Source organism: Nocardiopsis sp. SBT366 (assembly GCF_001083815.1).
Classification (GTDB): Bacteria; Actinomycetota; Actinomycetes; order Streptosporangiales; family Streptosporangiaceae; genus Nocardiopsis; species Nocardiopsis prasina.
In genome coordinates, this window is sequence record NZ_LAVM01000010.1 from 14,669 (window position 1) to 36,770 (window position 22,102).

General features: G+C 68.7%; 18 protein-coding genes and 1 tRNA gene. 7 read left to right on the forward strand and 12 right to left on the reverse strand.

Annotated elements, in window-relative coordinates:
- The first annotated feature begins 193 nt into the window (after window positions 1-193).
- Window positions 194-868, forward strand: a complete 675-nt coding sequence (locus ADX84_RS04665) for a YoaK family protein (RefSeq protein WP_049568066.1) — start codon at window positions 194-196, stop codon at window positions 866-868.
- A gap of 360 nt (window positions 869-1,228) precedes the next feature.
- Here ADX84_RS04665 and ADX84_RS04670 read toward each other — a convergent pair whose 3' ends face one another.
- From ADX84_RS04670 to dnaA, 12 genes are all read right to left on the reverse strand, one after another.
- Window positions 1,229-1,726, reverse strand: coding sequence for a hypothetical protein (locus ADX84_RS04670; RefSeq protein ID WP_049568070.1), 498 nt, complete (start codon window positions 1,724-1,726; stop codon window positions 1,229-1,231).
- Between the two features lie 35 nt (window positions 1,727-1,761).
- A complete protein-coding gene (locus ADX84_RS04675) occupies window positions 1,762-3,465 on the reverse strand; it encodes an alpha/beta hydrolase (RefSeq protein ID WP_049568073.1) in 1,704 nt (567 codons plus the stop codon).
- A gap of 20 nt (window positions 3,466-3,485) precedes the next feature.
- Entirely contained in the window at window positions 3,486-3,809 is a 324-nt protein-coding gene (locus ADX84_RS04680; protein WP_017545693.1) for a hypothetical protein, read from the reverse strand.
- Between the two features lie 358 nt (window positions 3,810-4,167).
- Window positions 4,168-4,241: transfer RNA gene (locus tag ADX84_RS04685), tRNA-Ile, on the reverse strand.
- 184 nt (window positions 4,242-4,425) lie between these two features.
- Window positions 4,426-5,007: a DUF3566 domain-containing protein gene (locus tag ADX84_RS04690; protein ID WP_049568076.1), complete on the reverse strand. Its 582-nt coding sequence runs from the start codon at window positions 5,005-5,007 to the stop codon at window positions 4,426-4,428.
- A 101-nt stretch (window positions 5,008-5,108) separates the two neighbouring features.
- Window positions 5,109-7,718 carry a DNA gyrase subunit A gene (gene gyrA, locus ADX84_RS04695; protein WP_049568079.1) on the reverse strand — a complete coding sequence of 870 codons (2,610 nt, stop codon included), beginning with the start codon at window positions 7,716-7,718 and terminating at the stop codon, window positions 5,109-5,111.
- 53 nt (window positions 7,719-7,771) lie between these two features.
- A complete protein-coding gene (gene gyrB, locus ADX84_RS04700) occupies window positions 7,772-9,709 on the reverse strand; it encodes a DNA topoisomerase (ATP-hydrolyzing) subunit B (protein WP_082206293.1) in 1,938 nt (645 codons plus the stop codon).
- 472 nt (window positions 9,710-10,181) lie between these two features.
- Window positions 10,182-10,661 carry a DUF721 domain-containing protein gene (locus ADX84_RS04705; protein WP_017545697.1) on the reverse strand — a complete coding sequence of 160 codons (480 nt, stop codon included), beginning with the start codon at window positions 10,659-10,661 and terminating at the stop codon, window positions 10,182-10,184.
- A gap of 79 nt (window positions 10,662-10,740) precedes the next feature.
- Window positions 10,741-11,871 carry a DNA replication/repair protein RecF gene (recF, locus tag ADX84_RS04710; protein ID WP_049568087.1) on the reverse strand — a complete coding sequence of 377 codons (1,131 nt, stop codon included), beginning with the start codon at window positions 11,869-11,871 and terminating at the stop codon, window positions 10,741-10,743.
- Window positions 11,872-11,986: 115 nt separating this feature from the next.
- Window positions 11,987-12,886: a phosphogluconate dehydrogenase (NAD(+)-dependent, decarboxylating) gene (gnd, locus tag ADX84_RS04715; protein ID WP_049568090.1), complete on the reverse strand. Its 900-nt coding sequence runs from the start codon at window positions 12,884-12,886 to the stop codon at window positions 11,987-11,989.
- A 105-nt stretch (window positions 12,887-12,991) separates the two neighbouring features.
- Window positions 12,992-14,131 (reverse strand): DNA polymerase III subunit beta, encoded by a 1,140-nt coding sequence (gene dnaN, locus ADX84_RS04720; RefSeq protein WP_049568092.1) that lies wholly within the window; start codon window positions 14,129-14,131, stop codon window positions 12,992-12,994.
- Between the two features lie 1,274 nt (window positions 14,132-15,405).
- The gene (gene dnaA, locus ADX84_RS04725; RefSeq protein ID WP_255352547.1) at window positions 15,406-17,658 is read right to left on the reverse strand and encodes a chromosomal replication initiator protein DnaA; all 2,253 of its coding nucleotides are present in this window, start codon (window positions 17,656-17,658) and stop codon (window positions 15,406-15,408) included.
- Between the two features lie 614 nt (window positions 17,659-18,272).
- Between dnaA and rpmH the strand changes: the two genes are divergently transcribed.
- The 6 genes from rpmH to rsmG all read left to right on the forward strand — a co-directional run bounded on the left by rpmH (window position 18,273) and on the right by rsmG (window position 22,091).
- On the forward strand, window positions 18,273-18,416 hold the full coding sequence (rpmH, locus tag ADX84_RS25275) for a 50S ribosomal protein L34 (RefSeq protein WP_014909187.1): 144 nt from the start codon (window positions 18,273-18,275) through the stop codon (window positions 18,414-18,416).
- Between the two features lie 124 nt (window positions 18,417-18,540).
- Window positions 18,541-19,032, forward strand: a complete 492-nt coding sequence (gene rnpA, locus ADX84_RS04730; protein WP_049568097.1) for a ribonuclease P protein component — start codon at window positions 18,541-18,543, stop codon at window positions 19,030-19,032.
- Complete coding sequence (gene yidD / locus ADX84_RS04735) at window positions 19,029-19,343, forward strand: membrane protein insertion efficiency factor YidD (RefSeq protein WP_017545702.1); 315 nt, start codon at window positions 19,029-19,031, stop codon at window positions 19,341-19,343. Before rnpA ends, yidD begins: the two co-directional genes overlap by 4 nt.
- 28 nt (window positions 19,344-19,371) lie before the next feature.
- Window positions 19,372-20,310 (forward strand): membrane protein insertase YidC, encoded by a 939-nt coding sequence (gene yidC / locus ADX84_RS04740; RefSeq protein ID WP_049568100.1) that lies wholly within the window; start codon window positions 19,372-19,374, stop codon window positions 20,308-20,310.
- Between the two features lie 143 nt (window positions 20,311-20,453).
- Complete coding sequence (locus tag ADX84_RS04745; protein WP_017545704.1) at window positions 20,454-20,942, forward strand: R3H domain-containing nucleic acid-binding protein; 489 nt, start codon at window positions 20,454-20,456, stop codon at window positions 20,940-20,942.
- Between the two features lie 417 nt (window positions 20,943-21,359).
- Complete coding sequence (gene rsmG / locus ADX84_RS04750) at window positions 21,360-22,091, forward strand: 16S rRNA (guanine(527)-N(7))-methyltransferase RsmG (protein ID WP_049568105.1); 732 nt, start codon at window positions 21,360-21,362, stop codon at window positions 22,089-22,091.
- Window positions 22,092-22,102 lie beyond the last annotated feature (11 nt).

The following is a 22,102-nucleotide window of genomic DNA, read 5'->3' on the forward strand; positions in this document are numbered from 1 at the left end:
ATCCGGCGACACACGAGGGCGGAGCCGGTACGGCGCCCTGGCTTCCAGGGGGACTAGGGTCGCGTCGGCACCGCGAAACCGCCCCGCAGGGCACGGCGACGCGGCGGTGACGCTCCCACCCCCCGGCGACCACGGGTCGCCCCGCGAGCACCCACGCCTTCCAACGAACGTTCGACTGACGAAACGCGGGCTGATGACGGATCGGGACGCTCCCTACCTGGTGGGCCTGTTCGCGCTGACCGTGGCCACCGGAATCGTGGACGCGGTCAGCTACCTCGCACTGGACTACGTCTTCACCGGCAACATGACCGGGAACGTGCTCTTCGTGGGGTTCGGGATCGGCGGATCCGACAGTGTTCCCCTGCTGAGCAACGCGACCGCCCTCGCCGGGTTCCTCGCCGGCGCCATCGCCGCCGGACGCCTCGTGCGCGGCCGGACGCACGAGACGCGACTACCGACCGCCCACCTGCTGCTGCTCACCGGTACCTCGGTCGCGGTCGTGGGGATCGGCCTCGCCTGGCTCCTGCTGGGCGGTCTCACGGGCGGATGGCTCCTGGGCCTGACCGCGTTCCTCGCGGTGGCGATGGGCATACAGGCGGTCGCCGCCCGGGGCGCGGCGATCCCCGACGTCAACACGGTGGTCATCACGAGCACGCTGGTGAACTTCGCCCTGGACAGTCCGCTGGCCGGTGGCACGGGGGAGAAGTGGGTGCGCCGCGCCGGTGCGGTGGTCTCCATGGGAGCCGGAGGCGCGATCGGCGCGATCCTCGTGAACTTCTGGTCCGGTGCGGGGGCCCTGCTCGTCGGTGGCGTGTGCATGGGCGCTGGCACCCTCGCGCTGGCCGCAGCGCGGCGCCAACGCCGCTGAGACCCCTGCGGGTCGTCCCCTGGCCGCCGGGGGCAGCGGTTTGGGGAGAAGGCCAGGGGCTACGCGAGTGACGAGCGGACGGCGGCGGGCGCGCAGCAGAGAAGGCTGCCGCTCGGGTCCCGTGGGTCGAACCGAGCGACGTCGCACCGCTGGTCCGTTTCCCTCGCAAAGGCAGGCGGAGCGTATCCGGCCAGGTCTTGATGTCGGTGATCGCCGTGCGGGGCCCTCACGGTACAACGCCGTTTGGAGCTGGCGGTGCGCTCCGCCCCCGTCCGTCCCCTCGGGGGAGCAGAGGTGTCCCCGGTGCCGGGAAGGATGTCAGGAACGCTCACCAGGCCCCAATGGGGCGGGCGGCAGGTCTCACGACCTCTCTTCGGGGTGGAAACAGGGCGAGGAGGCTCCCACGGAGAGAGTGCCCTCGTCACTCACACGCAGGGTCATCCCGAACCCGTCCTCGACGTTGCGCACCGAGATCGAGAGCTTGTCGGGACGTCGGTCACTCGTGACCTCGTACCCGTTGTCGGACCAGTACTGGTGCAGTGCCTCGGCGTTGGCATCGTTGTCTTCGGGATCGAGGTCGCGAAGCCAGTAGATGTGGCTGGCGGAGACGGGCTCGTTCTCGCCGCCGCCCTCACAGCCACCGAAGTTCGGTTGTCCCAGGGGCTCCAACCGGACGTCCCCGGGGAGTACGGCCACCGCGTCGTTGATGTGCTCGTCGATCTTCTCAACGGCCTCGTCCTCGTTGATCAGGTCCTCCGCAACGGGGTCGGGTGTGGCTTCGGTCTCGGGTGCGGATCCGCAGCCCGCCACCGTGAAGGCGAGTACGGAGAAAGCGGCCACAGTCTTCCAGTTCGTCATTCCGTTCCTGGTTCTCCATCGGCGCTCGCGGCGGGTCAGAGGACGCCTCGAACGAATTCTCCCAAGTATTCGACGGACTTGCCGCTCGCGTCGTTGCCGGACTCCTGGGGCGGGTCGTAGTACTCCGAGTGCGCGGGTCCGAACGGGAACGATCCGCCCGTGGACCCCTCGTTGGACTCGAAGGTGGTGGCTCCGAACTCCTCCGCGAACGGGTCGGGGCCGTGGATGAAGTCAGGGGTCAGGTCGTTGATCTTGTCGTTCTCGGCCGTGGAGACGTGGACGTCCTCCGGGAGGAACCCGAGTTCGGAGACGTGTTGGGCCTTGACGCCGGGGCTTCCGACGAAGGCGATCTGGTCGGCGTCCAGGCCCTGCTCGCTCATGGCAGTGTGCCCGACCACGGTGCTGCCGTAGCTGTGCCCGATGACCGTGTTGTGCGAGGGCGAGGCCCCCTCGTGGGTGGCACGGAGCCCGGTCTGGAAGCGACTCAGTTCGTCGACCGCGCCCTCGGCACGATCCTCGGACACGGCTTCGGTCACCGACGGTGCGTCGTAGCCGATCCAACTGATGACCGCCGTCTGCTCGGACTCGCTCAATCGGTTGGCCTCGTCCGCGATGTCCGCAGCGTTACCCGATCGACCGTTCACGTTCTCCCAGGTGTTCGTGGTCCCGGGAACCATCGTCGCGACGTTGTCCGCGGTGTCGGGGTTGCCGTGGGAGACGATGGCGCGTCCGTTGTCCCCCCTCTCGAAGGCCAACAGGTACTGGCCGGTGTCGACCGAGCTGTCCCCGAGGTCGTTGAGCAGTGTCTCGACGACGCCCTTCTCGGCCTCCAGCTCCTCGATCTGATTGTCCAGGATCCGTCGTTGTCCGTCGTGGCCGGGGCCGTTGCTCAGGGCTTCCCGCTCCTCCCTGAGGTCGTCGATCTCGGTGTCGATCCTGTCGGGTTCCTCTGCCAGGTGGTCGCGGTTGAGCTGGTCGCGTACGTCGGCGGGGATGCCGTCCAGTTCCCGGAGGAGGTCGGGGTCGTCGGCCATGGCCTGTTCACGCTCTTCTTCGGACAGGGAGTCCCACCAGGCGTTGACCAGGTGGGGCGGTTCGCTGCCGTCGATCTCGTCCGGCACCATCGCGGGGTAGTGGTCCCCGTAGGTGGCGATCTGCCCGGCCGTGAGCAGCCCCGCCTCGACCATGCGCTCCAGGGTCTCCTTGCTGGGCCCGGTGCGCAGCTCGATCTTGGTCCGTTCGGCGCGGGTCATCAGAGTGCCCCAGATACCGGCGTGCTCCGAGCGCAGTTCCTCGCGAGTGACCGCCAGCCGATCGGCCTCGGTCTCGCCGCCGAACAGCTCCAGAACCGCCTGACCGATGACGTATTCGGAGCCCATGCCCCTGAGTGCCTGGATGTCGGCCTTGGCCTGTTGCCAGCGTTGCACGATGTCGGCACGGTCGGTGAGGTAGGTGTCGATGTCCCCGGCCCACAGCCGCAGGATCCCGGCGCCGTAGGTGAGGGCCTTGGAGGCCTCCTCCCACGCCATGAGCTCGTCGGCGGAGGCGGAGCTGATGTCCCAGGCGATGCGGTCGGTGAACTGGTTCGCGGAGGAACGCATCTGGCTGTCGGTGTCGCCCGACTGGCCCAGCATGTCCGCGTGCAGTTCATCGAGCTCTTCGGCGCCCGAGCGGATCGTCGGAGGGTCGGCCTCGATCGTGTCCGGCAGACCGAGGGTCATGTCCTCGACACTGGTCATGGGGGACTTCTCTCAGGGGGTCAGAAGTTGATCGGGATGTCGAGTTCTTCGAGCCCCTCTCGGAACTCGTCCGCGTTCTCGGAGTCCGTGGCGGCGATCTCCAGGACCGATCCCTGGACGTTCTGCGCGAGCGCGATACCGCTACGGGCCGTCGCCTGGATGTCCTCCAGGGTGTTGTCCCCGTAGGTGGACAGGCCCGAGGTCACGTAGGAGGACACCGGGCCGCGCAGGCTCTCCAGGATCGTTTCGAACCTGCCACCGAGGAGGGCCATGGTCTCGGCGAGCAGTTCGGCCGCTTCCGCCTGGGGGAGGGCGTCGACACTCACGCCGGCTTCGTCGGACATGGGATTCCCGGGGGGTGGGGGGCAGGGGTTACGCCGACCGTACTCATCGGAACACAGGTGAGGGATGAGCTCATCTGTCTCGCGTCTTCGCCCTGAGCTGCATGGATGACCACTCGGGTGAGAACGCAAGACCGGGGCCGATTGTGGCCACCTCCCCGCCGGGAGGGACCAAGGCCCCTGGACGGGTTCCGCGACCGGATCCGCCGCCACTCCCACCGGGCGGCACGAGTCGACATGGCGACTCGGCGTGGTGTCGACAAAGCGCCCGGGCGACCCCGGCCAGTCCGCTTGGTCGTGGGAGGTCCGTGTCCACTCAGGGCATGAAAAAAGACCCCCCGAAGGGAGTCTTTTCGCTGGGTGGGCGTACCAGGACTTGAACCTGGGGCCTCATCCTTATCAGGGATGCGCTCTAACCGACTGAGCTATACGCCCGCGTTCCGTGTGGAACTCTACCGCATCCCGAGGGGCGGAGCGAACCGGAAACCTCGGGTGGAGAGGAGGTGCGCGGCCCTGCCGCGTCCCTCTTCACCTTCGATTTTAGCGGGTTTCGGGAGTGCTCTGGACGGGTCGGGCCCGGCCCCTCGGAGAGGGACCGGGCCCGGCCCGAGACGGAGGGCTACTCGGCCTCGGAGAGCGTGACGTCGACGCCACCGACCAGGTCGGAGACCAGGTTGTAGAGCATCGCGCCCACCGTGGACAGGGCCGTGATCAGCACGACGTTCAGCGCGCCGATCACACCCGTGTAGCCGAGCACGCGGCCCGGGGAGAACCAGGCGGCCGGGTTGAGGCCCAACTCGTCCTCTCCGCCGTCACCCTCCAGGAGGGCGTTGATCATGTTGGTCAGTTCGTCGAACACACCCAGCATCGACAGCGTCGCGTAGATCACCGCGACCGCGACGAACAGGATGATGAAACAGACGAGGGAGACCACGAAGGCGAACTTCATGACCGACCACGGCTCCACGCGGGAGACGGTCAGGTGGGCCTTGCGGCTCGCCAGGGTCGCCTTGACCGCGCTCGGGCCCGCGGGAGTGGACTCCTCCTCGGGCTCGGCACGCGACTCGGTTGCCTCCGGCTCCGGGGTCACGGCCTCCGAGGAGTCCTCAGCGGTCGCTCCCGCCGTCTCCACGTCCGCGTCACCGGCGGTGGCAGCCGCGTCGGACTCGTTGCTGGTGGTGTTCCGCTGGTTCTCAGACATAGAAACGTTACCGCTGGACTTTCGTTGAGACGAGTCGATCCATGTGTCCCGCGGGGCCGCCGAAACGCACCCCACGGGACGTACTGGGCTTAACGCGCAGTCTAGGCCTCGGGGTTGCCTTCACCCGCGACCCGCTCGCCCGTGTCGGCGTTGGCGGCCTCGACGGCGTCGGCGACCTCCTCGGCCTCGGCCTCCTCAGCGGCCTCGGCGTTCGCGGCGACGGCCACGATCTTGTTGCCCTTGTCCAGGTTCATCAGCCGGACACCCATGGTGGTGCGCCCGGAGCGCTTCACCTCGGCGGCGCCGGTGCGGATGACCCCGCCGGCGGAGGTGATCGCGAAGATCTCGTCCACCTCCGGGTCCACCATGAGGGCACCGACCAGCTTGCCCCTGGCCTCCACGACCTTGGCGGTCAGCACGCCCTTGCCACCGCGGTTCTGCACCGGGTACTGCTCCGAGGGGGTCCGCTTGGCGTACCCGTTCTCGGTCGTGACCAGCACGTCGGTGGAACCGTCGTCGGGGCGGATGACGTCCATGGAGAGCAGGTAGTCGCCCTCCAGGAACCGCATGCCGATCACACCGCTGGTGGCGCGGCCCATGGGCCGCAGCGACTCGTCGGAGGCCGGGAAGCGGATCGCCTGGGCGTCGCTGGAGATCAGCAGCAGGTCGTCGTCGGGGAAGACCAGGCGCGCCGCGATCAGCTCGTCCTCCTCGCGGAGGTTGATCGCGATGATGCCCGCCGCGCGCGCGGAGTCGAAGTCCTCCAGGCGCGACTTCTTCACCAGGCCCTCGCGGGTGGCCAGCACCAGGTACGGCGCCGCCTCGTAGTCGCGCAGCGCCATGATCTGCGCGATCTCCTCACCCGGCTGGAAGGGCAGCAGGTTGGCGACGTGCTGGCCACGGGCGTCACGAGCGGCCTCCGGCAGCTCGTAGGCCTTCGTCCGGTACACCCGGCCCTGGTTCGTGAAGCACAGGATCCAGTGGTGGGTGGTGGTGACGAAGAAGTGCTGGACGATGTCGTCCTGCTTGAGCTGGGCACCCCGCACGCCCTTGCCGCCGCGCTTCTGCGCACGGTAGTTGTCGATGCGGGTGCGCTTGGCGTACCCACCGCGGGAGATCGTGACGACCACGTCCTCCTCGGCGATGAAGTCCTCCATGCGCATGTCACCCTCGAACGGGATGATGTGCGTGCGCCGCTCGTCGCCGTACTTGTCGACGATCTCGCCCAGCTCATCGCGGATGATGGTCCGCTGGCGGGGGTCCGAGGAGAGGATGTCGTTGTAGTCGGTGATGAGCGCCATCAGCTCGTCGTACTCGGCGGTCAGAGCGTTGCGCTCCAGCGCGGCGAGCTTGCGCAGCTGCATGTCGAGGATGGCGCGCGCCTGGATGTCGTCGATCTCCAGCAGGCCCATCAGGCCGGTGCGCGCGTCGTCGGCCGAGGCGCTGCCCCGGATGAGGGCGATGACCTCGTCGATCCGGTCCATCGCCCGGAGCAGGGCACGCAGGATGTGCGCCCGCTCCTCGGCCTTGCGCAGCAGGTACTTCGTCCGGCGGACGATGACCTCGACCTGGTGCTTGACCCAGTGGCGGATCATCTGGTCCAGGCGCAGGGTGCGCGGCACCCCGTCGACCAGGGCCAGCATGTTCGCGCCGAAGGTCTCCTGGAGCTGGGTGTGCTTGTACAGGTTGTTCAGCACGACCTTGGCGACGGCGTCGCGCTTGAGCACGATGACCAGGCGCTGACCGGTGCGGCCGCTGCTCTCGTCGCGCACGTCGGCGATGCCGGTGATCTTGCCGTCCTTGACGAGGTCGGCGATCTTCAGGGCGAGGTTGTCCGGGTTGACCTGGTAGGGCAGCTCGGTGATGACCAGGGTCTGGCGGCCCCGGCCGTCCTCCTCGACCTCGACCACGGCGCGCATGGTGATGGAGCCGCGCCCGGTCCGGTAGGCCTCCTCGATCCCGCGCTTGCCCACGATGAGTCCGCGCGTGGGGAAGTCGGGGCCCTTGACCCGGGCGATGAGCTGGTCGAGCAGCTCCTCGTCCTCGACCTCGGGGTTGTCGAGGTACCAGTTGACGCCGTCGGCGACCTCGCGCAGGTTGTGCGGCGGGATGTTGGTGGCCATGCCGACCGCGATCCCCGAGGAGCCGTTGACCAGCAGGTTCGGGAAGCGGGCGGGCAGCACGACGGGCTCGGAGGAGCGGCCGTCGTAGTTGGGCCGGAAGTCGACGGTCTCCTTGTCGATGTCCCGGAGCATCTCCATGGCCAGCGGTGCGAGCTTGCACTCGGTGTAGCGCATGGCGGCGGCCGGGTCGTTGCCCGGCGAGCCGAAGTTGCCGTTCGGGTCGACCAGCGGCATCCGCATCGACCACCACTGGGCCAGGCGGACCAGGGTGTCGTAGATGGCGCTGTCACCGTGCGGGTGGTAGTTACCCATCACGTCACCGACGACGCGGGCGCACTTGAAGTAACCGCGGTCGGGACGGTACCCGCCGTCGTACATCGCGTACAGCACGCGCTGGTGGACCGGCTTGAGGCCGTCACGGACGTCGGGGAGGGCCCGGCCGACGATGACCGACATCGCGTAGTCGAGGTAGCTGCGCTGCATCTCGACCTGGATGTCGACGGGTTCGATCCGGTCGGTCACGCGCGACAGGGACTCGACACTGGAGTCCCCGCCCTCAGGGGCGTCGGGGTTGTTCGCATCCGTCACGGATGTCGATCCCTTCTACGAAGCTTGCTGGAGCACGGGTGGGAGCGGGGGACCTAGATGTCCAGGAAGCGGACGTCCCTGGCGTTGCGCTGGATGAAGGCGCGCCGCGACTCGACGTCCTCACCCATGAGCACGCTGAACATCTCGTCGGCCTGGGCCGCGTCCTCCAGGTTGACCTGGTCGAGAACACGGCGGTCCGGGTCCATCGTGGTGTCCCACAGCTCGTTGGCGTTCATCTCGCCCAGACCCTTGAAGCGCTGCACCATGTCGCGCGGGCGCGGGTCCCTCTTGCCATCGGCGATCCCGGCCTCGATGACCCGGTCGCGCTCGGCGTCGGAGAAGGCGTAGCTGGCGTCGCTGCCCTTCTGGTCCCACTTGATCTTGTAGAGCGGCGGGCGGGCCAGGTAGACGTTCCCGGCCTCGACCAGCGGCTTCATGAAGCGGAACAGCAGGGTGAGCAGCAGCGTCCTGATGTGCTGGCCGTCGACGTCGGCGTCGGCCATCAGGATGATCTTGTGGTACCGCAGCTTCTCGGCGTCGAACTCCTCGTGGATTCCGGTGCCCAGGGCGGTGATGATCGCCTGGACCTCGTTGTTCTTGAGGATGCGGTCGATCCGCGACTTCTCGACGTTCAGGATCTTGCCGCGGATGGGCAGGATGGCCTGGTTGTGCGGGTTGCGACCACCCTTGGCGGAGCCACCGGCCGAGTCACCCTCGACGATGTAGACCTCGCACTCCTCCGGCTTGGTGGACTGGCAGTCCGACAGCTTGCCCGGGAGGGAGGTGGTCTCGAGGAGGGTCTTGCGGCGGGTCAGGTCGCGAGCCTGGCGGGCGGCCACGCGGGCGCGGGCGGCCTGGCTGGCCTTGGACACGATGTCCTTGGCCTCGCCGGGGTTGCGCTCGAACCAGTCGCGCAGGTGCTCGTTGGTGACCTTCTGGACGAAGGACTTGGCCTCGGTGTTGCCGAGCTTCGTCTTGGTCTGGCCCTCGAACTGCGGGTCCGCGAGCTTGACCGAGATGATCGCGGTCAGGCCCTCACGGATGTCGTCACCGGTGAGGTTGTCCTCCTTCTCGCGCAACAGCTTCTGGTCCCGGGCGTACCGGTTGACCAGCGTGGTGAGCGCGGAGCGGAAACCCTCCTCGTGCGTGCCGCCCTCCGCCGTGTTGATGGTGTTGGCGAAGGTGTGCACGGACGAGGTGTAGGACTGGTTCCACTGCATGGCGATCTCGACCGCGATGCCCTCGCCGTCCTCCTCGAAGGAGATGATCGACGCGTGCGCCGGCTCCTTCTTGGCGTTGATGTGCCGGACGTAGTCCGACAGACCCTCCTCGTAGTGGAAGGTGTTGACCACGGGACCTTCGTCCGTGTGGTCGGGCCGCTCGTCGCGGATGGTGATGGACAGCCCCTTGTTGAGGAAGGCCATCTCCTGCATCCGGCGGGCGAGCGTCTCGAACGAGAACGTGGTGGTCTCGAAGATGTCCGCGTCGGCCCAGAAGGTGATCTGGGTACCGGTGTCGTCGGTCGCCTCGCCCTTGACGAGGTCGCCCGTGGGGGCGGTCATCTCGTAGTGCTGGCGCCAGACGTGACCCTGCTGGCGGATCTCCACGTCCAGTGCCGTGGAGAGCGCGTTGACGACGGAGATGCCGACACCGTGCAGACCGCCGGAGACCGCGTAGGACTTTCCGTCGAACTTGCCACCCGCGTGCAGCGTGGTGAGGACGACCTCCACGGCCGGACGCTTCTCCACCGGGTGGATGCCGACCGGGATGCCGCGGCCGTTGTCGGCCACCCTGATCCCGCCGTCGGCGAGCAGCGTCACCTCGATGGCGTCGGCATAGCCCGCCAGGGCCTCGTCGACAGAGTTGTCGACCACCTCGTAGACCAGGTGATGCAGACCCCGCTCGCCGGTGGAGCCGATGTACATACCCGGGCGCTTGCGTACTGCCTCGAGCCCTTCGAGAACCGTGATTGATCCTGCGTCGTAGGCCAAGTGGGAACACCCTCCTGCTGGGGACGCCTGTCGGCAGCGGTCGAGCGGACGACGGTCAACCCACGACAGGGTGATCGGAGGGCCGACTTGCCGCGACACCTGGGGGATCACCGTTCGCCGCACGGGCCGTCCGCCCACCCTCTACATGGGAGCGTGATACCGGCTACAGGCGTCTGAAGAACCGTCTCCATGATACCCCGCCCGGTGCGACAAAGTGGCATTGGCGGCCCTGTGCCGCTCCAGAACGAACGTTCGGGGCGGGAGCCGAGTCCCTACACGCGGGAGACCCCTTGCGCAAGTCCCGGCGCGGTTGAGTGGCCTTCGCAAGGCCTCCGCGCCTGCCCGGTACGACGCCACTGGAGGGAAGGGGTCTCGCACCCGGGGAGCGCGCGTCGGAGCGGACGTCGGTGTACCGCGCGGGACTCCCAGGTCACAGACGTGCCGAGGGCAACAGGGGGCAATCCGGACGGTGTCACCGTCGACGAAAACCCGGCCCCTTGACCTTGATCGCGATGACCGTGCCGTCGCCGAGTTCCTCGTTCAGGCGGCGCATCAGGTCCCGAACCATCGCTCGCGCGTGGGCCGCCATCGTCGGTGAATCGGCGACGACAACGAGTTCGCCTTCCGAATAACTCTCCGGCCGCAGGTGTTCGGCATTGAAATCACCAACGATGTCCGCCCAGCGGCCGAACACGCCGCCGATGGCGACCTGTTCCTGCCAGCCGTGTTCGATCAGCCAGGTGCGCACCGCGTCGCCGAACAACTGCGGCTCGTTTCGTGACCGCAACCGGCCACGCCTGCGGTTCCGGTTCATGCCCCGGGGGACGGCGCCGCGCTCGCGGGCCTCCGCGCGAGCCCGGGCCAGAGCCTGGCGCGCCAGGTCGGCGCCGGAGGCCGGGGGAGTGTCAGGGACCGGGGGGGCCTGCGGCGCGGTCGGCGAACCGTTGTCCACAGGGTGTGGACGAACCGCGCCGGACGGAGCCCCGGCGACGTCACGGCCGGAGGCGGGATCCACAGGCTGTGGAGAACCCTCACGCACTCTCGACCACCCCCTCACGCACGCCGAACCGCGCACCGTCCAGCTCCACCGGGATGTCCTCGGCGACCGCCGCCGTCACCAGTACCTGCTCGGTGTCGCGCACCCGCTCGGTCAGCCTGCGGCGGCGCTCGGAGTCCAGTTCGGCGAAGACGTCGTCCAGGATGAGGACCGGGTCGTCACCGTCGGCCCGCAGCAGCTCGAACGCGGCCAGCTTGAGCGACAGGGCGTACGACCACGACTCACCCTGGCTGGCGTACCCCTTGGCGGGCAGGTCACCGAGCTGGAGGTGCAGGTCGTCGCGGTGCGGGCCGACCAGGCTGACGCCCCGCTGGAGCTCCCGGTCACGCGTTCGCTCCATGGCCTCGCGCAGGAGGTCCACGAGCTGTGGGCGATCGTGCGGGAGTTCTCCGCCCTCCTCGATCCAGGAGCTCCGGTAGGTGGGCACGGCCGGGCCACCGGAGTCGGTAAGCCCCGCGTACGAGTGCGCGATCAGCGGACGCAGCTCCTCCACCAGCGCCAGTCGCGCCGCCAGAAGCTCCGCCCCGGTCTCGGCCAGGTGGGAGTCCCAGACCTCCAGCGTGCTCAGGTCCGGGGTGGCCCGCTGACGCAGCCGCGCCGAGGCCGACTTCAGCAGGGCGTTGCGCTGCTTGAGCACCCGCTCGTAGTCCGAGCGCACCCCCGCCATCCGGGGAGCGCGCGCCACCAGGAGGTCGTCGAGGAACCGGCGCCGCTCCCCGGGGTCGCCCTTGACCAGGGCCAGGTCCTCGGGGGCGAAGAGCACCGTCCGCAGGATGCCCAGCACGTCGCGGGGGCGCCCGGCAGCCCCACGGTTGACCCTGGCGCGGTTGGCGCGGCCCGGGTTGATCTCCAGGTCGACCAGCATGTCCCGGCCGTCACGGACGACCTTGGCGCTGACGATGGCGCGCGGAGCACCCTGGCGGACCAGGGGGGTGTCCGAGGAGACCCGGTGGCTGCCGAGGGTGGCGACGTACCCGATCGCCTCGACGAGGTTGGTCTTGCCCTGACCGTTGGACCCGACGAACACGCTCACGCCGGGTTCGAGTCGCAACTGGGCCGTCTCGTAGGAGCGGAAATCGGCCAGTTGCAGGTGGGCGACGTACATCCGGCCTTCCTCCTGGAACGGGGGAGCGGGAAACGGTGGGGAGGGTCCGAGTGGAAACGCCACCCGGGGTCGGTCCGGTGTCCCGGACCGACCCCGGGTGGCGGAGCGGGCGCGGTCAGCCCTGCTCGGAGTCCTTGGGCCCGGCCTTGGTGACGGCGTGCCCGCCGAACTGGTTGCGCAGGGCGGCCACGACCTTCATGGCCTCGCTGTCGTCCTGACGGGACGCGAACCGCGCGAAGAGGGACGCGGTGATCGCCGGGGCGGGGACCGCGAGGTCCACGGCGGCCTGGACGGTCCAGCGGCCCTCGCCGGAGTCCTGCACGTACCCGCGCAGCTCGGACAGGTCCGGGTCCTCCTCCAGGGCGCGGCCCAGCAGGTCCAACAGCCAGGAGCGCACGACGGTGCCCTCACGCCAGCTCTCGAAGGTACCCGGGACGTCCTTGACGATCCCGGAGGCGACCATCAGCTCGTAGCCCTCGGCGAAGGACTGCATCATGCCGTACTCGATGCCGTTGTGGACCATCTTCACGAAGTGGCCCGCGCCGACCGCACCGGCGTGCACGAAGCCGCCGCCGTCGTCGGGGGTCAGGGAGTCGAAAACGGGGCGCAGGCGCTCCACGTCCTCGGCTCGGCCGCCGACCATGATCCCGTAGCCGTTCTGGCGGCCCCACACACCGCCGCTGACACCCGCGTCGACGTAGCCGACACCCCGGGCCGCCAGCGCCTCGGCGCGTGGCGCGTCGTCGACGTAGTGGGTGTTGCCGCCCTCGACGACGATGTCGCCCTCGGAGAGGAGGTCGCCGAGCTCGGAGACGATCGTGGCCGTCGGGTCGCCGGACGGGACCATCACCCACACCACGCGGGGGGCTTCGAGGCGGCCGACGAGCTCCGACAGGGTCTCGACGTCGCGCTCACCGGGGGAGACGTCGTAGCCGACGACCTCGTGCCCCTTCTCACGCAGGCGGGCGGCCATGTTGCCGCCCATCTTGCCGAGACCGATCATTCCGAGTTGCATGTGTGGACTCCCCTAGGGCACCTGCGGACATGTGGAAGCCGACCGGCCCGTGGCGCTGTGCACGGGCCGGGCGGCGGACGCTCGTCGGTGGAACGGGCGTTCCGGTCAGCCGGAGAGGCGGACCGGCATGATCAGGTAGCGGTACTCGGGGGAAGCACCCTCCTCAGCGGGCTTCCCGGTGAGGATCGCGGGCTTGGTCGAGGTGGTGAAGTGCAGGCGGGCCACGTCGGTGCCGATGGCGCCCAGCCCGTCCAGCAGGAACCCGGAGTTGAAGGCGATCTGGATGTCCTCGCCGTCCAGGTCCGCCTCCAGGGTCTCCACGGCCTGCGCGTCCTCGCCGGTGCCCGCCTCCAGGACCAGCGCGCCCTGGGAGAAGGCCAGGCGCAGCGGGGTGTTGCGCTCGGCGACCAGCGAGACGCGCTTGACGGCCTCGACGAACTCGGAGCGGCTGACCTCGGCCACGGTGTTGAAGGTGTCCGGCAGCAGCGCGCGGTACTTGGGGAACTCGCCGTCGAGCAGGCGCGTGGTGGTCCGGCGGCCGCCGCCCTCGAAGCCCATCATGCCCTCGCCGGACTCGCTGCCCGCCAGGGCGATGGCGACCTCGGCTCCGGAGGTGAGCGACTTGGCGGTGTCGTGGAGGGTCTTGGCCGGGACCAGCGCGACGGCGGACAGGTCCGGGTTCTCCGGCTTCCAGCTGAGCTCGCGGACGGCGAGGCGGTAGCGGTCGGTGGAGGCGAGGGTGATGGTCTCGCCCTCGATCTCGACGCGGATGCCGGTGAGCATCGGGAGCGTGTCGTCACGGCCGGCCGCAACGGCGACCTGGCTGACGGCGGCGGCGAACGCGTCGCTGCCGATGGTCACGCTCACGCCGGGCATCTCCGGGAGGGACGGGTAGTCCTCGACCGGCATGGTGTTCAGGGTGAACTTGGCGCTTCCGCAGCTCACGACGACCTTCGGGCCGTCCGTGGAGATCTCCACAGTCTGTGGAGGAAGGTTGCGGGTGATCTCGGCAAGGAGACGGCCGGAGACCAGGGTCTGCCCCGGCTCCTCGATCTCGACGTCCACCGAGACCTGCGCCGAGACCTCGTAGTCGAAGCCGGACAGGCGGACGCGCTGGCGGTCGTCGACCTCACCGGCGTCCAGCAGGATTCCGGCGAGGACCGGTACAGAGGGGCGCGTCGGCAGTGTGCGCGCTGTCCAGGCGACAGCGTCGGCCAGTACGTCGCGTTCGACCCGGAACTTCACTTTCCGACTCTCTTTCCGCCCGACCGGGGACCGGTCGCAGCCTCAACGTTGCAGCTCGTGGGTGTCTCGTGGGTCCGCCGGGGGGTTGTTTCCCCAGGGTGTGGACGGCGTCCGCAGCGAGGGCGGACCGTGCCGCCGGAGCGGTCTCGGACTCCGTAGGGGTCACCGCTCAGACCGGGCGGCGGAGGACAGGGGCGAGACCACACGTTACCCGGATTCACCCGCTGCCGCTGCCAGCTCCGGACTGACCCGCCGTCACCTCGATCTCAGGCGTTTGTCCACAGATTTTCCGCGAAGCTGTTTTGACGCCACATCTTGGTTACTGAAGGTGCGTAGTAGTAGTAGGGCCTGTGGATAATGTGGATAACCCTTGTTCTCGCAGGTCAGACCGCGAATTTTTGTCCACAGGCCCTGTGGATGACCCTGTGCGTAACTCGGGCCTCCTGTGGACAAGTCGAGGGCCCCACAGCTTGTCCACAGACCGTCCACAGGTTCGTCCACAGCTTTTCCCCAAGTTGTCCACAGTGCCCTGTGGTTCGGTGGTCCGACCATCGGCGACGGTGTCCACAGGGCGACCCTGGGTTACCCACAGGCTCGAAGCTGTTGTCCACAGGTTATCCACAGGGTTGTCCACAGAATTCGACCCTTCCCTGTGGATAACTTCGCCGAGAAATCCCAAAACTTTTTTTCGGAGCCCGACGCAGACCGCGCGAACCTGGACAAAGACTCTGTGCACAGGGTTTTCCACAGGCCCTTGTCGAACCACCTGCCCGGAACTCCGTCGCGGCCCAGGCCAGACCCCCCGCGAACTCCGTTGTGGCCAGGGCAACAGACCCCGGATGCCCTGGAAACCAGGGGAAACGGTGCGTGTCCGGCACGGACGGTGCGGCTCGGCGACGAGACGGACTTACCTCTCCCCGGGGTGCCAACACCCACACAAGCCTGTGGATAACTCGGTGTGGGCGGTTCCCGGGGGAGCCTCGGCGACTGTGGACAAGTGCGGAACCGTCGCACGGAGGGGCGAGAGAGGTGAGGGGACCCGGTGACGGGTCCGAAGCAGGGGACAAGGAGAGAAGTCGACACGTCGACGAGTGGACTCGGTGACACGTCGACTGGGAGACACACGGACACGGGCGTGCGAGCGGGGGACTCGTCGGCGGCGGAGCCCCCGGAGGCGGAGACGGGCCCTCCCGGGGCCCCTCGGACACGACGGAGGGGGCGGCCGCCGTGCTGGCGGGGCCGCCCCCTCCTGTCGTCGTACGTGTCCGGGCCGGTCAGGTCAGCGAGGGCTGGTCCTTGATCCGGCTGGTCAGCTCGTGCACCTGGTTGTAGATGGAGCGGCGCTCCGCCATGAGCGCCCGGACCTTGCGGTCGGCGTGCATGACGGTGGTGTGGTCGCGGCCGAACTGCTGGCCGATCTTGGGCAGGGAGAGGTCGGTCAGCTCCCGGCACAGGTACATGGCGATCTGCCGGGCCGTCACCAGCACCCTGGAACGGGAGGTACCGCACAGGTCCTCCAGGCTCAGCCCGAAGTAGGCCGCGGTCTGGGACATGATCGCGCTGGCCGTGACCTCGGGGACCTCGGCGTTGGGGACCAGGTCCCGCAGAACCTGGCCGGTCAGGTCCAGGTCCACCGATTGCCGGTTGAGGCTGGCGAAGGCGGTCACGCGGATGAGCGCGCCCTCCAGCTCCCGGATGTTGGTGGAGATCTTGCTGGCGATGAACTCCAGGACCTCGGGCGGCGCGGCCAGACCCTCCTGAGCGGCCTTCTTGCGAAGGATGGCGATCCGGGTCTCCAGCTCGGGCGGCTGGACGTCCGTCAGGAGACCCCACTCGAACCGGCTACGCATCCGGTCCTCCAGCGTGGTCAGCTGCTTGGGCGGCCGGTCGCTGGAGATGACGATCTGCTTGTCGGAGTTGTGGAGCGTGTTGAAGGTGTGGAAGAACTCCTCCTGCGTCTGCTCCTTGTTCTCCAGGAACTGGATGTCGTCCACCAGGAGCACGTCGATGTCCCGGTAGCGGCGCCGGAACCCGTCCGCCTTGCCGTCCCGGATCGAGTTGATGAACTCGTTGGTGAACTCCTCCGAGCTCACGTACCGCACCCGGGATCCCTCGTACAGCCGGTGCGTGTAGTGGCCGATGGCGTGCAGCAGGTGGGTCTTGCCCAGCCCGGAGCCGCCGTGGATGAACAGCGGGTTGTACGCCTTCGCGGGAGCCTCCGCGGCCGCGACCGAGGCCGCGTGCGCGAAGCGGTTGCTGGACCCGATGACGAACGTGTCGAAGGTGTACTTCGGGTTCAGCCGTGCGTGCTCACCGGGAGGGATCTCCTGCGACCGGCCCGGGGGAGAGGCCGGGGCCGCGGGCGCCGTCGAGGGAGCGGGCGCCTCCGGCTCGGTCTCCTGGACCGGCGCGGGTTCCGCTGCCCGCTCCCCGGGGGCCGGGACGGACTCGGGCTCGCTCGGGGGCCGTTCGTTGGCGTGCGCGGGCCCAGGCGCGGACCTCGGCGCGGGGCGGGGCTCCCGCGCGGCCGGGCTCTCCCAGCGGTTGGGCTCGTCCCAGGAGGCGTCGGCCCAGCTCTGCTGCTGCCACAGCGGCTGCTGGGCGGGCTGCTCCCAGCCGGACGCGGTGCCGTGGAACGCCCCCTGCTGCCCCGTGTGGGACTGCGCAGGGGGGGCGGGCAGCGGCTGCTGGGGCGCGGAGGTCTCCGTGGCGTGCGGAACCGGTGCGGAGGGAGCGGAGTGCGGCCCCTGGGCGGGCCGCTGCGAGGCGGGCGAGCCCTGGTCACCGGTGTACGCGTGGCCGTGCTGGCGGGGCGCCTGGCCGCGTTCGTCGGGCCGGGGGCCCTGGACGGAGGGCGCGGGGCCGAGCAGGTCGGCCTGGGCCTCCTGTGCGCGCGCGTGCCCGGGGTGGGCCCCCAGCGCCTCTGAGGGATGCGGGGGCTCGGACCGCTGGTGGGCCTCGTGGGGGTGCGGTGCGGCCGGCCGGGCGTGCTGCCCCCGGGGCTCGTGGACGGAGGGCTGCTCGGCGCGGCCGGGGAACGGGGGCTGCTCCGGCGGGGCGGAGAGCGACGTGTGCCCGCCCGTGTCCCTGCTCACACCGTAGGGAGAGGGGGTCGGGGGCGGCGTGGGAACGGCGGTGGGGTCCACGGTCACCGCGACCCGGATCTCCCGTCCCAGGTGGGCGGAGAGGGCCTTGCTGATCGCCGGGTAGAGGCGTGTCTCCAGGACCTTCTTGGTGAACTCGTTGGGCGCCGCGATCAGCGCCGTGTCCTCGATCAGACCCAGCGGGCGGGTCTGCGGCAGCCAGGCACGCTGGTGTGCGGGGAGCGAGTCGTGATCGATCCCGTCCAGCACGCTCGACCAGACCATTGCGAGGTTGACCTGTGCTTCAGCCAAGGTGACCTGCCATGGTTGCTGTCCCTTCGGTGCGGATCTGTTCGGTGCGGGTTGGAGGCGGTGAGGGGACGGGGGGCTTCGGGTCGGCGTGTTTCCGGGAAGCGGGCACCACGAGGGTCCCGTGCCTCCCATTGTCCTCCCCCGAGGGAGGTGCCGGGCCGGGGTTCCGGTTCGAGGGCGGACTTTCCGGTCGTTCGCTGCCTGTGGACAACGGGAGCGGCCGTTGGCGGTCAGGTGTTCGACTACCTCTGGGTATCCACAGCTTCAGGAGGTTGTCCACACCTTGTCCACAGGTTTATCCACAGGATGACAGTTGCCTGTGGGTTTCGGGAAGTTATCCACAATCCCCAGTTCAAAGGGTGTGTACAGCGTTTTTCCACAACTTCTTCGGGGCTGTGGGCGGCGCCGGGGGAGAGTTATCCACAGGTTGAGGTTATCCACAGACCCCGGTCCCTGTGGAAGTCTCACACGCTGTGGACAACCGGTTGTCCACAGGGAGGCGGGTAGACTGTGGCCGGTGGCGTCCGCCACGGGCCGGAGCCCGACCACGACGTCGCTCGCGGGACGGTCAGCAGGGCTGATTTGACCACGACCCGACCAGGTCGTATGTTCTATATGCTTATGCCGACGATCCTGCCTGCGCTCGTGTACGCCACGGAGTCGCGGCCTCGTCGCACGCACTGTAAGGCCCCGCATATCCTGGGGGTCTGTCGTAGTACTTTCCTGACACGCCCCTGGAGCCAGTAGTGAGCAAGCGTACGTTTCAGCCGAACAACCGGCGTCGCGCGAAGGTCCACGGTTTCCGGCTGCGCATGCGTACGCGCGCCGGTCGCGCCATCATCGCCTCGCGACGTCGTAAGGGACGCGCCGCGCTGACCGTGAGCCACTAGGCCACGTCAAGCCTCAAGTCTTCACTGGGACCGGTCCGGCCTTCTCGCCGGTCGGTCCCTTTGTCGTGGGGCACGGAACCGGTAGCCGGGGGCCGTGCCGCACCCCTCTCCCGGAGGAACCCCGATGTTGTCGCCGGAGAACCGGATGCGCCACAGCGCCGAGTTCGGGACGGTCATGCGTTCCGGTCGGCGCTCCTCGCGTGACGCCCTGGGCGTCATCTACCTCGCCCCCCGGAAACCGTCCGGCGACCCCGACCAGACCGACGCAGCGGCACCGCCGCGCGTCGGTTTCGTCGTGAGCAAGGCCGTCGGGGGAGCCGTCGTCCGCAAGCGCGTACAGCGGCGTCTGCGCCACCTGATGCGCTCACGGTTGGCTGTTCTGCCAAACGGTAGCCTGCTGGTAGTGCGGGCCAAGCCCTCGGCCGCGACCCTGCGGCAGGAGGACCTGGCGGTACAACTCGACAGCGCGATCGCCGCGGCGCAGCGTCCCCGTGGGGCCGACAAGCGCCGACGCGGCCGCAGGGGCCAACGCCCCGAACCGGTCGGGTCGGCGAAGAGTGAAGCAGACGGTGACCGTCGCCCTGAACAGGGCGCAGAACGGTGGGCGAAGCAATGACCGAGCACAGACCGACGTCGTTCGCGCGGTTGTTGATCCTGCCCATCCGTGGCTATCAGCGCTTCATCAGCCCGCTCTTCCCCCCGGTCTGTCGTTTCTACCCCTCGTGCAGTGCGTACGGCGTCGAGGCGCTGCGCGTCCACGGGGGACTTCGCGGGTTGTGGTTGACGGTCAGGCGTATCGCCCGCTGCCACCCCTTCAACCCGGGGGGTCTTGATCCGGTTCCGCCGCCCAAGGGGCGCCGGAACGAGGAGTCCGAGGAGTCTACGGGCGGAACCGGGCACACCGGCACCGCTTCCGGGGACCAGTAGCTGAACCGAATCACCGAGGAGTTGGCCGGTGCTGGACTGGCTTTACAACATCATCGGCCACGTGTTGGTCTGGATCCACTCGGGTCTGACCATCGTTGGCCTGAACCCCGACAGCGGGTGGGCGTGGGGCCTGTCCATCGTGCTGCTGACCTGCCTGATGCGTCTGCTGATGGTGCCGCTGTTCGTCAAGCAGATGAACACGCAGCGCAAGATGCAGGAAGTGCAGCCGAAGATCATGAAGCTTCGGGAGCGCTACAAGCACGACAAGGAGCGGCTCCAGCGGGAGTCGATGAAGCTCTACCAGGAGAGCGGCACCAACCCGATCATGGGCTGCCTCCCGCTGCTTCTCCAGATGCCGGTCTTCTTCGCCCTGTTCAGCGTGCTGCGCAGCGTCGCTGAGGGCAAGGTGCAGTTCGGCTTCACCCAGGAACTCGCCGACAGCGCCCGTGAGGCGCTGATCTTCCACGCCCCGATCGCCGCCCAGTTCAACACCCCGCCGGACGAGCTGCGGGCCCTGGGCGCGACCGACCCCATCATGGCCAAGGTCGTCATCGCCATCGCGTGTGTGGTCATGGGCGTCACGACCTTCCTCACCATGCGTCAGAGCATCAAGCGCAGCATCGCGCAGCAGCCTGACAACCCGATGATGCAGACCCAGAAGATCATGATGTACATGGCGCCCGCCTTCGGGCTCTTCGGCCTCATGATGCCGATCGGTGTCCTCGTCTACTGGGTCACCTCCAACGTGTGGACGATGGTGCAGCAGCACTTCCTGTACCGGAACCAGCCCGCGCCCGGCACGGAGGCCGAGACCGCCAAGGGCTCCTCCGCCAAGGGTTCGGCCAAGGGCATGCTCGGCCGCAAGAAGGCTCCGGAAACCGCTCCGGAGCCGCAGGAACAGCCTAAGATCGAACGCAAACAGCCGAAGAAGCAGGCGCGTTCCAAGCGCGGCGGCGGGCCCAAGTAGGGTCTCCCGGCTTCGTGTCGGCGTCCACGACTTTCGAGTGCGCAGGCGAGAATGCCCCTGAGGCGTACGGCGGCCAGGGACTGACGGATTGAGGAGACGGGATCGCTGTGGGAAGTAGCGAGGAAGAGAGCGGTGGCGTGGCGGTGGCTGACGCACCTGAGGGCGGAATCGACGTCGAGGCCCTGGAGAACGAGGGTGACATCGCCGCGGACTACATCGAGGGTCTGCTCGACATCGCCGACTTCGACGGTGACATCGACATGGACGTCGAGGGCGACCGCGCGATGGTCTCCGTCGTCGGGGCGACCCTGGACGAGCTGATCGGTCAGGAGGGCGAGGTCCTGGAGGCGCTCCAGGAGCTGACCCGCCTGGCCGTGCACCGGGCCACCGGTGAGCGCAGCCGCCTGATGCTGGACATCGGTGGTTACCGTGACGGTCGCCGCAAGGTGCTCTTCCAGATCGGCGCCGAGGCCGCCACGAAGGTCAAGGAGACCGGTGAGGTCCACCCGCTGGAGCCGATGACCCCGTTCGAGCGCAAGGTGGTGCACGACGCGGTCGCCGCGGCCGGGCTGCGCAGCGAGTCCGAGGGCGAGGAGCCCAACCGCTACGTGGTGGTCCACCCCGCCGACTAGTCGACAAACGGACAGACCGGGGGCGGTGTTTCACGTGAAACACCGCCCCTTCGTCATGCCCACGGGAGTGGGACGACCCCGGTGGTGGGTCCGGGGCGTCCCGGGGGTCCGATGTGAGAGTCGGACGCAAGGGGTGTTTCACGTGAAACACGGGTGCGGCCCCCGCGTAGGATCGTCTCCGGGGACCTTCCCACCACGAGTCGTCCCACCTTCGGGACCTCCGGGGTGGCTCCGCGAGTGGAGTCGCGAACCGCACGATCCGTGTGGGGGAGGGGACCACCCCCGTGCGCGCGGTAGGCCGCGATCCGCCGCGCGCTTCCCGCGTCGTTCGGTCCCTGTCCCCTTGTGGACAGGTCGACATGACGACCCAACGGTTCATGGAAGTGACGATGGACGAGTTCCGACAGGTGGTGACCGATGACCTCGGGCACTGAGGAGCCCGGCGCTACGCTCCCCGCCCCGCCCCCGCAGGCCGTGACGGTCTTCGGCGACACCCTGCCCGTGGCGACCCGCTACGCCGAGCTTCTCGCCGACGACGGGGTGCGTCGCGGGCTGATCGGCCCGCGCGAGGTGCCCCGCCTCTGGGAGCGGCACCTCATCAACTGCGCCGTCGTCGAGGAGCTGATCCCCGAGGGCGCCGAGGTGGTGGACATCGGTTCCGGTGCCGGGCTGCCCGGTCTGGTGCTGGGTCTGCTGCGCCCGGACATCAGGATGATCCTCCTCGAGCCCCTGCTGCGGAGGACGGTCTTCCTCGATGAGGCGGTCAGGACCCTGGGACTGACCAACGTGGAGGTGCGCCGAGGGCGAGCCGAGGAGGCGCACGGCGATCTGTACACCGACTTCGTCACCGCTCGCGCGGTGGCCCCGCTGGCCCGACTGGCCGGTTGGTCACTTCCCCTGCTGCGCAAGGACGGAAGCCTGTTGGCCCTCAAGGGGGAGCAGGCGGAGGCCGAGCTGGCGGAGGCGAAGGAAGACGTTTCGAAACTGCGCCCTGGTGTGAGCGATGTGATCAGGGTGGGTCGGGGTAAAGTCGATCCCGCTACCACGGTCGTTCGCGTCACGGTGACATCCGACGGTGGTCCGCTCGCGTCGGGAGGCTCCCAGAAGAAGGCGCGGAACGGCAAGAAGAAGCGCGGACGGAAGAGGTGAACTCATTCGTG